The sequence below is a fragment of the Amnibacterium sp. CER49 genome (genome assembly GCF_029846255.1).
Taxonomy (GTDB): domain Bacteria; phylum Actinomycetota; class Actinomycetes; order Actinomycetales; family Microbacteriaceae; genus Amnibacterium.
Map to the genome: position 1 here is coordinate 290,273 of NZ_JARVWQ010000001.1, position 12,031 is coordinate 302,303.

Consider the following 12,031-nt stretch of genomic DNA (forward strand, 5'->3'; position numbering starts at 1 on the left):
CGAACGCGGCGCACCCGTGCGCCGCCGCGGTTTCGAGCTCAGTCGAGCGTCTTCCTCAGGAGGAGGAACCGGCGCGAGATCTCGGCGCCCACGGTCTTCCGGTAGAAGTCCCTCGGCCCGGCGCTGCCGATGTCGAACGCCTGGTCGCCCAGCTCCCGCAGGTCCTTGGCGCAGCGCCGCAGCAGAGCGGCCCCGATGCCGGTTCCACGCGCTTCCGGGCTCGTGCCCATCGGTCCGAACCATCCATGCCGGTTGGTGTCGTAGGCCGCGAAACCCAGGAACCTCCCGTCCCGCAGCGCGATGAAGCAGCTGGGCGGCTCGCGGTGCAGAGCGGGCTCGACCTCGTCGGCCCACGCCCAGAACTCGTCCGTCCACTCGTCCCTGAGCCAGGCATGGAAGGACGGCCAGGTGCCGGCGTCGAGGCGCTCGATGGAGACCCCCGCCGGCAGCGGGGACTCCGTCTCGCCCGCACCGGTGGGGGCGGTCATGTTGACCGTCTCGTCGCTCTCGACGTAGCCGGACTTGCGGAAGAACTGGAGGGCGGCCCGGTACTCCTCGTCGACGCCGGCCCACCAGAAGCGGGGCAGTCCTCCCCCGGCCGATACGACGTTCACGCGCCGAGCGGCGAAGCGACGCTCGACCTCGGTCAGGAGGGCGCCGCCGACCCCGCGGCGCTGATGATCGGGGTGGACGACGAGGAACGCGACCGAGCCCGCGTCGGTGGAGGCCGGCGCACGGGATGTGGTCCCGAACGCGGCGCCGACGAGCCGCTGGTCCTGGACTGCCGCCACCCGGATCATGTCCGGCGTCTCCCAGAGGAACCGCCGCAGGTTGTCCCGGTCGCTCGAGTCCGCGGGGAGCAGCACCCGCTCCGCGATCGAGGCCACGTCGTTCTCGTCGGACGGGACGGCTTCGCGCAGGTCGACATCACGCATGGTCGGGGCTCCGTTCGGTCGCGCGCGAGTGGCGAACCACTCCGGGCCTTCGTGCGAGGTCCCGGAGCCGACAGCGCCTCGCTCCAGTGATGACGGGACGCTAACAGGTTAGTTACGTTCCGCACGGAACTCGCTGCGTCGACCTGGGGGCCCCTCGGCACGCCGGCCCGCTTCGTCGGCGCCGCCGAGCGACGGGGCGGCGCCGAGGATCTCGAGCACGGGTCTCGACCATTCGGCGCAGGGCGCTGCCGCTGCCGCGATGTCGCTCCGGCGACACCGCCGGTCGCCGGATCCACCCGCGCAGGTGACCGATAACATGAGCGCGCCAACCGCCGCCGTCAGGAGTTCCACCTCGTGAAGAATCCCCCGCTGCCGACTCCGTCCCTGATCCCGTCGCCGGCCGACGTGAGCTGGGGTGACGACGTCTTCCTGCTTCCCGCCCACGGGATCACGGCCGACTTCGGCGACCTCGCGCGGAGCGACCGATCCCGACTCGTCCGGGTGATGTCGTTCCTGCCTCCCGTCGACGCGGTGCAGCCCGGCGCATCCGCGGACCTGCGGTTCGAGCTCACGACCCGCGTGGTCGGCGCGGAGGCGTACGAGCTCGAGGTCTCCGCGGCCGGGATCCGCATCAGCGGCTCGACCGCCGACGGCCTTCACTACGGACTCCAGTCCCTTCGGCAGCTGCTGCCCGCGCAGGCGTTCAGTCGCGCACCCCTCGGCGACGTCCGCCTGCGCACCTGCACCATCCAGGACGCGCCGGCGCTTCCGTGGCGTGGCGCACTGCTCGATGTGGCACGTCGCTTCTTCCCGAAGCGCTTCCTGCTGCACTTCGTCGACACGCTCGCGGCGCACAAGATCAACCGGCTCCACCTCCACCTCACCGACGACCAGGGATGGCGGGTCGAGAGCCACGCCTTCCCGCGACTCAACTCGGTCGGCTCCGTCCGCGCTGCGAGCCAGGTGACCCACTTCGACGAGGAGCCCGAGACGGACGGCACCCCCCACGGGGGCTTCTACTCATCGAGCGACCTCGCGGAGCTGGTCTCCTACGCCGCCGACCGCGGGATCGTGGTCATCCCCGAGATCGAGCTGCCCGGCCACTCGGGCGCCCTGCTCGCCTCCTACCCGGAGTTCGGGCCGCAGGACGAGTCCCGTTCGGTGCTCACCCACTGGGGCATCTCCAACTCGCTCGTCTCGCCGCTGCCCGAGGTCCAGGAGCACCTCCGGCGCCTGCTCACCGAGGTGCTGGCCGTCTTCCCCAGCCCGTGGATCCACCTCGGCGGCGACGAGACGCGACTCGGGAACTGGGAGCGGGACCCCGCCGTGTCCGAGTACATGCGGCGCGAGGGCATCGCCTCGGTCGGGGAGCTGTTCAACCGGTTCATGACCGACCTCGGCGCCTGGCTGACGACGCAGGGACGAGTCATGGTGATGTGGGACGACGCGTTCGCGAACAGCCCGGACGACGCGCCCCCCGCCGTCGTGACGTGCTGGCGCGGGACGGACGTCGCTCGGCAAGCGGCCGAGCGGGGTCATGACGTCGTGCTCGCTCCCGTGTTCCCGACCTATCTCGACTACTACCAGGCCGCCGACGAGCGCGAGCCCCTCGCGATCGGCGGCCCGATCACCCTCGAGGACGCGGCGGGCTTCGACCCCCTCGACGCCCGGTGGGGGGACGAGGTGCGGAGCCGGGTCCTCGGGATGCAGTTCCAGCTGTGGACGGAGATGATGGAGAGCGAGCGTCACGTCGAGTACATGGCGTGGCCGAGGGCCTGCGCGCTCGCCGAAGCCGCGTGGACCGGCAGACCCGCCGCATCCACGCCCGGATTCCTCGACCGTCTCGCCGACCACCTGCCCAGGCTGGCCGCGCTCGGCATCGAGTACCGGCCGCTCGACGGGCCTCATCCGTGGCAGGAGGCGGGCACCGGCCGACGGCACCATCGGGTCGGCCTTCCCATCGCCGAGATCAGAGGCGCGCTCTCCCAGGCCGCGGAGGACGGCGCCACTGCGGTGTCCCTCTCCGGGGAGCGGCTCGACGGCCGCTCCTGACGGGACCGCGGATCCCGCGCACCGACTGGCATGCTCTAGATCGTGACGGGTGTGACCATCTACGACGTGGCGAAGGTCGCGGGGGTCTCCCACCAGACGGTGAGCCGATACCTCCGCGGGTCCGAGCACGTCCGCCCCGAGACCGGAGAACGGGTCCAGGCGGCGTTGGACGCCCTCGGATACCGGCTGAACTCCGCCGCTCGCTACCTGCGCAGCGGGCGCGTCAACCGGCTCGGCGTCCTCGCTCATCGCCTCGACCTGTCGGGCCCCGTCCGTCTCCTCAACGGGCTGACGAGCGCGGCGCGCGAGCGCGGGTACCTCCTGGACATCGTGGCCGTCGACGGCAACGACGCCCACGACGTGAGCAGGGCGCTCTCCCTGATCCTCGGGCAGCAGGTGGCCGGCGTGATCGCGGTCGCGCAGTCCACCCTCGTGACGCAGGCCATCGCCGAGCGAGGGGCCGAGCTGCCCATGGTCAGCGACGTGACCGTCGAAGGCGAGTCCCCGCTCAACGAGATCGCCGGACGCGTCGCCGCGGAGCACCTCACCGACCTGGGGCACACCCGCGTGGGCTACCTCGCCGGCCCGCTCACGTGGCTGGCGGCCCGCCACCGTCAGGACGGCTTCGCCCAGGCCATCGCCGCCCGCGGCGGGAGCGTCCTCTGGCAGGGGGAAGGTGATTGGAGCGCCGCCTCCGCCTACGCGCTCGGCACCTCGATCCCGGTGCGCGAGCTCGGGATCACGGCCATCGGCGCCGGGAACGACAGCATGGCCATCGCCTTGATCGCGGCCCTGGCGCGGCGCGGACTCCGGGTGCCCGATGACGTGAGCGTGATCGGCACGGACGACGTCGCCGAGGCCCAGTACCTGCAGCCGGCGCTGAGCACGGTCAGCGTCGACCAGGAGGGCGAGGGCGCGCACATGCTCGACTCGCTCGTCGCACGCATCGAGGGCTGGCCCGGCGCAGGGGTCCCGCCGCTGCAGCCGCCCCGCCTCATGGCTCGCGGGTCGACGACGACCCGCTGAAAGCACGCCACGCCGTCTCCCGTGTTGCACCCGGGCGACGGCCCCGGTACGGTCGCCCGGGCCCGATGTTATCCATCACATTTCGCGATGTTATCCATCACATCGGGCAGGACGGTTCCATCGATGACGACGCCTCCCACCTTCCCCGGTGTGCTGTTCGGCGCCGCGTACTACGCGGAGTACCAGCAGACGACCGACCTGGCCACCGACCTGGACCTGATGCAGCAGGCCGGCTTCACGGTCATCCGCGTGGGCGAGTCGGTCTGGTCGACCTGGGAGCCCCGCGACGGGGAGTTCGAGCTGGACTGGCTCCAGCCCGTGCTCGACGGGGCGCACGAGCGTGGCATCGCGGTCATCCTGGGCACGCCGACGTACGCGATCCCCCCGTGGCTGCAGGTCAAGCACCCCGAGATCGCGGCCGAGGAGCCGACCGGGAGCCCGGTGCCCTGGGGAGCCCGGCAGGAGATGGACCAGGGCTCCCCGGTCTACCGGCGCTACGCCGAGCGGGTCATCCGCAAGATGGTCGAGCGGTATGCCGCGCACCCCGCCGTCATCGGCTACCAGGTGGACAACGAGCCCGGGGAGCACCTCCCCCACAACGAGCACGTCTTCGAGGGCTTCCGCGAGTGGCTGCAGGACCGCTACCGCACCGTGGACGCCCTGAACGAGGCGTGGGGACTCGTCTACTGGTCGCACCGCCTCTCCGAGTGGACCGACCTGTGGCGGCCCGACGGCAACACCGTCCCCTCCTACGACCTCGACTGGCGCCGCTACCAGGCGACCCTCGCCACGGACCTCATCACGTGGCAGGCGGCGATCGTGCGGGAGTACGCGCGCGACGACCAGTTCGTCACCACCTGCATCTCGTACGCCCAGCGGCAGATCGACGACGCGGACCTGGCCGCGGAGCTCGACATCAACGCCGGCAACAACTACTACCTGATGCAGGAGGGGCTGACCCACGGCCTCGAGGTGGGTGGCAGCAAGAGCTGGTGGAGCACCGGCGTGGACACGCTCTACCAGTGGAGCGACCGCGCCTACGCCACGAAGCAGGCGCCGTACCTCGTCACGGAGACGAACGCCCAGGCGGTCGGGGCATCGAACGACAACTACCCGCCGTTCCGCGGCCAGATGAAGCAGGCGGCTCTGGCGATGGTGGCGCGCGGAGCGCGCGCCATCGAGTACTGGCACTGGCACTCGCTGCACTTCGGTACCGAGACCTACTGGATGGGCGTCCTCCCCCACAGCCAGCGGCCCGGGCGCATCTACCGCGAGGTGCAGGCCCTCGGCGAGACCCTTCGGAAGGTCGGCCCCTACGTGGACGGCTTGGAGCCGGACGCCGAGGTGCTGGTCGTGTCCTCGGCCGAGAGCCGGTGGGCGTTCGAGTTCACGCCGCCGCTGTCGTTGCCGGACGACGGCCCGGACACGAAGGCGTACGAGTACATCTTCCGGGCCACCTACCGCGGGCTGTTCGAGGCCGGCGCCCAGGTCCGGGTGCGCTCGGACCGCCAGGTGCTCGAGCTCGAACCGGCCGAGCTCGCCCGGCGGCACCCCGTCCTCGTGGCGCCCGCGCTCTACATCGCGGACGACGCGCTGCTCGCGCACCTGCGGGCCTACGCGGAGGCGGGCGGGCACCTCGTGCTCGGCACCCGCACCGGCTACGCGGATCGGATCGCGCGCGCCCGCCAGGAGGTGGCACCGCCGAGGCTCGCCGACGCCGCGGGCGTCTGGTACGACGAGTTCAGCAACCTCCGCGAGCCACTGGCGGTGAGCGCCCCGGACGGCAGCCCGCTCCGTGTCGGTGCGGGCGCGGCCGGCATCCGCTGGGTCGATGCGCTGCAGGTGGAGGACGCCGAGGTCCTGGCCGAGTTCGCTCCCTCGGAGCTCGAGGCCGGCGCCGCCGTGACGTCGCGCCGATTCGCCTCGGGACGGCTGACGGTGATCGCCACCGTCCCCAACCCCGAGCTCGCACGGGCGATCGGCGCATGGCTCGTCCCCGATACGGCCGGCCGCCGCTGGCAGGCCCCGCCGCAGGTCAGCGTGACGACCGGTACGGGCGCCCGAGGGTCGCTCACCTTCGTCAGCAACTGGTCGGGCGAGCCCGCCGCCGTGGTGGCGCCGGCCGACGTCCTCGACCCCGAGACCGGCGAGCGGTACCCCGCCGGCGCCCAGATCCCCCTCGAGGCCCGCGGCGCCGCGGTCCTCGTGGACGCGGACCGCTCAGCCGAGTGATCCCCAGCCCCGAACGAAGGAGCACCATGAGAACAGCACTCAGACGATGGACCGCGGTCGGCGCCCTGTCCGGACTCGCGATCGCCGCCCTTGCCGGCTGCACCCCGCCGACGCCGGGGCAGGCCGGCGCGAAGTCGGCGCAGCCCGCCTCGGCCTCCGAGATGAAGAAGGCGCTGAACACGCCCACCACGCTCACCTTCTGGGCCGGCGTGCCCGGGATCGAGGAGGAGGCGAAGCTCTTCGAGCAGAAGTACCCCAAGATCACGGTGAACGTCGTCGACCCCGGTGGGGCGTCGGTGCTCTACCAGAAGCTGCGCACCGCGCTCAAGGCGGGCAAGGGCGCACCGGACATCGCGCAGATCGAGTACCAGTTCATCCCCTCGTTCCGCGTGACGAACAGCCTCGTGAACCTCGCCCCGTACGGCGCGACGTCGCTGAAGAGCAAGTACGTCGGCTGGGTCTGGAACCAGGTCGCCGACTCCACCGGCGTCTACGGCATCCCGCAGGACGCGGGCCCCATGGGGAACCTCTACCGCAAGGACGTGTTCGAGAAGGCCGGGATCACGAAGGCGCCCGCCACCTGGGACGAGTACGCGAAGGACGCCGCGGCCATCAAGGCCAAGACCGGCAACTACATCAGCGACCTGCCGGGCAGCGACCCGGGCCAGCTCATCGGGCTCTTCTGGCAGCGCGGCGCCAAGCCGTTCACCTACGACGGCAAGAAGAACCTGACGATCAAGCTCGACAGCCCCGAGGCGCAGGCCGTGGTCGGCTACTGGCAGGGCCTCATCCAGAAGGGGTACGTCGCGACCTCGCCCGACTTCGACAACGACTGGTACAAGGCCCTCACCAACGGCACCTACGCCAGCTGGCCGACCGCGGCGTGGGCGCCGCTCTTCCTCCAGAGCGCCGTCAAGTCGACGTCCGGTGACTGGCGCGCGGCGCCGCTCCCGCAGTGGACCGCCGGCGCGAACGTCGCCGGCAACTGGGGCGGTTCTTCCGACGCCGTGATCACGGGGACGAAGCACCCGCTGGCCGCGTACGCCTTCGCCGCGTTCCTGAACTCCGACCCGGCGTCGACGAAGCTGCTCGCCACCAAGCAGTTCCTGTTCCCCACGACCACCGCGACGCTCTCGGACCCGGCCTTCGTCGGACAGAAGTCGGCGTTCTACGGCGGGCAGCAGGTGAACCAGCAGTTCTCCGACATCTCCAAGACGGTGGACGAGCACTTCGACTGGCCGCCCATCACCGACTACCTGTTCTCCTCGTACACGTCGACGCTCGGCAAGGCGATCGCCGAGAAGGGCGACCTCAAGGCAGGGCTCAGCGCCTGGCAGAAGGCCGTCGTCGCGTACGCGAAGCAGCAGGGCTTCACCGTCAGCTGAACGACACGGTGCCGGGCGGTCCGCCGCCCGGCACCGGTCCCGTCTTGAAGAGGAGCGCCATGTCTCTCGCCGCACGGCCCGTCCGCCGCCGCGCCTCGATCCATCGGGCACAAGCGCGCACCGGCGTTCTGCTCGTCCTCCCGTTCGTCCTGCTGTTCGCAGGGCTGTTCATCGTCCCGATCTGCTACGCGGCCTACCTCAGCACCTTCATCGACCGCCTCGTCGGCGGCGCCACCTTCGCCGGGCTCGCGAACTACACGCGCGTCGTCACGGACCCGCACTTCTGGGCGGGTTTCGGTCGGGTGGCGCTGTTCCTCGTCGTCCAGGTGCCGATCATGCTGTGCGTCGCCCTGTTCTTCGCCCTGGCGATCGACTCCGGTCGCCTGCGGGGCGGTCGCGTCGCGCGACTGATCGTGTTCCTCCCGTACGCCATCCCCGGCGTGGTCGCCACGCTGATGTGGGGCTACCTCTACGGCCCGAACTACGGGCTGCTCTCCCAGATCACGCAGGCGCTGAACCTCGGGAGCCTCAACCTGCTGAGCTCCGGCAACATCCTCGGCGCGATCATGAACATCGTCTGCTGGGAGTTCATCGGCTACAACATGATCATCCTGTACTCGGCCCTGCGGGCCGTCCCGGCCGAGCTCTTCGATGCGGCCGAGATGGACGGCGCCGGTCCGATCCGAGTGGCCGTGAGCATCAAGATCCCGGCCATCCGCCAGGCGATCCTCCTCACCGTGATCTTCTCGATCATCGGCTCGTTCCAGCTGTTCAGCGAGCCCAGCATCCTCGGCGTGCTCGCGCCGAACGCCATCGGCAACGACTTCTCGCCGAACCTCTACGCCTACAACGTGGCGTTCGTGAACCAGGACCTGGGGTACTCGGCGGCCATCGCGTTCGTCCTCGGTCTGATCATCATGGTGATCTCCTACGTGGTGCAGACCCTCACCAACAGGAAGGCGGGCGGCGAATGACCGTCTCCGTGTCCGACGCACTCGTTCCGGAAGCCGTCGCCCGTTCCCCGAGACGCCGCACCGTGGCGCGGCACCGGCGCCCGAGCACCGTGCTCACCGTCATGGTGTGGGTGTCGCTCGCCTACTTCCTCCTCCCCATCGTGTGGCTCGTGATCACCTCCACGAAGTCGAATGCGGACATCTTCAACAGCTTCGGCCTGTGGTTCAGCCGCTTCAGCCTGTTCGACAACCTCCAGCAGACGTTCACGCAGGACCACGGCGTCTTCGGGCAGTGGCTGCTGAACACCTTGATGTACTCGGTGGGCAGCGCCGTCGGTGCGGCGATCTTCGCGACCGCCGCCGGGTTCGCCCTGGCGAAGTACCGCTTCGTCGGACGGAGGCTGATCTTCAGCGTCATCCTCGGGGCGATCATGGTGCCCGGCACCGCCCTCGCCATCCCGACCTACCTGCTGTTCAGCGCCCTCGGCCTCACGGACACCCCGCTCGCCATCGTGCTGCCGTCCCTGATCAGCCCGTTCGGCGTCTACCTCATGCGGGTCTACGCCGCCGAGGCGGTCGACGACGGCCTGCTGGAGGCGGCGCGCATCGACGGCGCCGGCGAGTTCCGCATCCTGTACTCGATCGCGCTGCGCCTGCTCGCCCCCGGCATCGTCACCGTGCTGCTGTTCACGCTCGTCGACACCTGGAACAACTACTTCCTGCCCCTCATCATGCTGAACAACCCGGCCCTGTTCCCCGTCACGGTCGGCCTCACGCAGTGGCAGTCGCGGGCATCGGGTGGCGGCGGCGCCCAGGTGATGTTCTCCTCCGTGATCACCGGATCGCTCGTCTCCGTGCTCCCGTTGATCGTCGCGTTCCTCTTCCTGCAGCGGTACTGGCAATCCGGCCTGGGCACGGGCGGGGTCAAGGGGTGAGCCTGCGCTGACGGCGTGCTCCTGCCCCGCACACGCCCCTCCCCCGCGGTCGCTCCGGCCGCCGGGGGAAACGAACGGGCCCGACACGGAGCGAACGGACACGACGAGTGAGCACGCCTCCGCCCGAGCCCGGCGGTTCTGCACCGGCCCGCGTGGGCCTGGTGGGGACCGGCTGGCGCTCGGAGTTCTTCCGCCGGGTCGCCGAGGAGTGCCCGGCCCTCATCTCCATCGGCGGCGTGCTCGCCCATACCGAGGGATCCGCTGCACGGGTACGCGACGTGTGGGGCTCGGCGGCGACCACCTCGTTGTCGGAGTTCCTCCGTCTCGGGTACGACTTCGTCGTCGTGGCCGTGCCGCGCGGCGTGGCGGGGCAGCTGGCCGCGGAGATCGTCCGGCGGGTGCCCGTGCTTCTGGAGACCCCGCCGGCCGCGGACGTCCCCGAACTGCAGCGCCTGTTCCGGAGCCTCGGAGCCGACTCGCCGCTTCAGGTCGCCGAGCAATACCGGTTCCAGCCGCAGCACGCCGCGCGACTGGCGGTCGTGCGGTCGGGGCGGCTCGGCGACCCCGTGTCGGCGGCGGTCTCCGCGGCGCACGACTACCACGGCATCAGCCTGCTCCGCGCGATCCTCGGAACGGGTTTCCGCGAGGCCGAGATCACCGCTCGGACCTTCCCGGAGCGCACGATGGCCTCCTACGGGTTCGACGGATGGGCGACGGAGCCGGCGGAGCGCACCTCCGAGCGGACCCTGGCTCAGCTCGTCTTCGACGACGGCACGGTGGGCCTGTACGACTTCGCGGACGAGCAGTACTTCTCCCCCGTCCGGAGCCGCCACGTCTCGGTCCGAGGCGTGCGCGGCGAGCTCACGGACGACACCGTCCGGTGGCTGGAGTCACCGACCGAGCCGTTCCGGCTCGAGCTGACCCGGCGACAGCCCGGGAGCGACGGCGATCTCGAGGGGCCGCACCTCGACCGCATCACGCTCGGCGCCGAGGTGATCTACCGCAACCCGTTCGCCGGCGCGAGGTTGACCGACGACGAGCTCGCCATCGCCACGGTGCTCGCCAGGATGTCCGAGTTCGTCCGCGGCGGAGCGGGGTTCTACGGCCTGGCCGACGCGTCCCACGACGCCTACCTCGGTCATCTCGTGCATCGCGCCGCACGGGAGGGGCACGCCGTCCGCACCTCCCGCCAGCCGTGGAGCGGGAGCGCCGGTCTCATCGGGGGTCGCGATGGATGAGGGGAAGCCGCTGCCCGTGACCGCCGACCTCAGACGACGTCGCGCTGCGCTGTTCGTCCTGTTCTTCCTTCCGGGCCTCACGCTCGCGTCCTGGGTGTCGCGCACGCCCGACGTCCGCGATCTGCTGCACGCCTCGACCGCCGAGGTGGGGCTGATCCTGTTCGCGCTCACCGCCGGATCGATGGGCGGGCTCCTCGCGTCGGGCCCGCTGGTCGCCCGTCTGGGCGCCCGCCGCATGATCCTGAACGGCACGGGCTGCCTGGCGGCGGGCGCCGCCGCCATCGCCCTCGGCGCACTCGCCGCCTCGCCGGCCGTGGTCGCGCTGGGCCTCGCGCTGGCCGGGTACGGCATGGGCAGCAGCGAGGTCGCGGCGAACATCGAGGGCGCGGCGGTCGAGCAGGGACTCGGCCGGTCCGTGCTGCCTGCCCTGCACGGCTGCTTCAGCGTGGGGACCGTCGTCGGCGGCGTCGCCGGCATGCTGCTCACCGCGATCCACCTCCCCGTGGCGATCCATCTCGCGCTCGTCGCGGTCCTCGACCTTCTCGCCCTCGCCGCGACGATCCGGCACGTCTCCCCCGACGTGGGAAAGCGCCTGCGAGGAGCGGGCGCGCCGGCCGAGCACGCCCGGCGTCCGGCGCTGTGGACGGACCCGCGCCTCACCCTGCTCGGCGCGGTGCTGCTCGGGCTGGCGCTGGCGGAGGGCTCGGCCAACGACTGGCTGCCGCTGCTCATGGTCGACGGGCACGGCTTCCCACCGGTGCTCGGCTCCGCCTCGTACGTGCTCTTCGTCGCCGCCATGGCAGCGGGACGCCTTCTCGGCGGGCCCGTCGTGGACCGGATCGGCCGCGGCACGGTCCTGCTCGCGAGCGGGATCCTCGCCGCGGCCGGCGCGGCTGCCATCAGCTTCATCGACGACGGACTCGTGGCCGTCGTCGCCACGGCGCTCTGGGGCCTCGGAGCAGCGCTGGGCTTCCCCGTCGCGGTCGCGGCCGCCGCGGATTCCGAGCACCATCCGGCCGAGCGGGTGGCCTACGTCGCCACCTGGGGCTACGTCGCGTTCCTCGGCGGTCCTCCGGTCCTCGGGTTCATCGGCCAGCAGGCCGGGCTGCGCGCTGCGATCGTGCCGGTCCTCGTGCTGGTGACGGTCGCGGCCTGCCTCGCCCCGTCGGCCGTCCGGGGACCAGGACGGTCCCGTGCTGTCGGCGGCTCCACGGCCGGGGAACCGCCGACAGCGGACGGCGTCACACCCCTGTAGACGGTCGGCAGCGCGGTGCT

Annotated in this window: 9 protein-coding genes; 8 read left to right on the forward strand and 1 reads right to left on the reverse strand. The window is 71.3% G+C overall.

Going from position 1 to position 12,031, the window contains the following annotated elements; genetic code table 11:
- Positions 1–38: 38 nt before the first annotated feature.
- Positions 39–935 (reverse strand): GNAT family N-acetyltransferase, encoded by an 897-nt coding sequence (locus tag QDR37_RS01385; protein WP_279711746.1) that lies wholly within the window; start codon positions 933–935, stop codon positions 39–41.
- A gap of 354 nt (positions 936–1,289) precedes the next feature.
- On the opposite strand from QDR37_RS01385, the gene QDR37_RS01390 reads away from it, so the two are divergent.
- From QDR37_RS01390 to QDR37_RS01425, 8 genes are all read left to right on the forward strand, one after another.
- Positions 1,290–2,987, forward strand: coding sequence for a beta-N-acetylhexosaminidase (locus QDR37_RS01390; RefSeq protein WP_279711747.1), 1,698 nt, complete (start codon positions 1,290–1,292; stop codon positions 2,985–2,987).
- Positions 2,988–3,029: 42 nt separating this feature from the next.
- Positions 3,030–4,013, forward strand: coding sequence for a LacI family DNA-binding transcriptional regulator (locus QDR37_RS01395; RefSeq protein ID WP_279711748.1), 984 nt, complete (start codon positions 3,030–3,032; stop codon positions 4,011–4,013).
- 123 nt (positions 4,014–4,136) lie between these two features.
- Positions 4,137–6,245: a beta-galactosidase gene (locus QDR37_RS01400; protein WP_279711749.1), complete on the forward strand. Its 2,109-nt coding sequence runs from the start codon at positions 4,137–4,139 to the stop codon at positions 6,243–6,245.
- A gap of 26 nt (positions 6,246–6,271) precedes the next feature.
- Positions 6,272–7,630, forward strand: a complete 1,359-nt coding sequence (locus QDR37_RS01405; protein ID WP_279711750.1) for an extracellular solute-binding protein — start codon at positions 6,272–6,274, stop codon at positions 7,628–7,630.
- A 59-nt stretch (positions 7,631–7,689) separates the two neighbouring features.
- Entirely contained in the window at positions 7,690–8,604 is a 915-nt protein-coding gene (locus tag QDR37_RS01410) for a sugar ABC transporter permease (RefSeq protein WP_279711751.1), read from the forward strand.
- The gene (locus QDR37_RS01415; RefSeq protein ID WP_279711752.1) at positions 8,601–9,518 is read left to right on the forward strand and encodes a carbohydrate ABC transporter permease; all 918 of its coding nucleotides are present in this window, start codon (positions 8,601–8,603) and stop codon (positions 9,516–9,518) included. The genes QDR37_RS01410 and QDR37_RS01415 overlap by 4 nt, the downstream gene beginning before the upstream one ends.
- Before the next feature lie 107 nt (positions 9,519–9,625).
- The gene (locus QDR37_RS01420) at positions 9,626–10,756 is read left to right on the forward strand and encodes a Gfo/Idh/MocA family oxidoreductase (RefSeq protein ID WP_279711753.1); all 1,131 of its coding nucleotides are present in this window, start codon (positions 9,626–9,628) and stop codon (positions 10,754–10,756) included.
- On the forward strand, positions 10,749–12,011 hold the full coding sequence (locus QDR37_RS01425; protein ID WP_279711754.1) for an MFS transporter: 1,263 nt from the start codon (positions 10,749–10,751) through the stop codon (positions 12,009–12,011). The genes QDR37_RS01420 and QDR37_RS01425 overlap by 8 nt, the downstream gene beginning before the upstream one ends.
- The last annotated feature ends 20 nt before the right edge of the window (positions 12,012–12,031 follow it).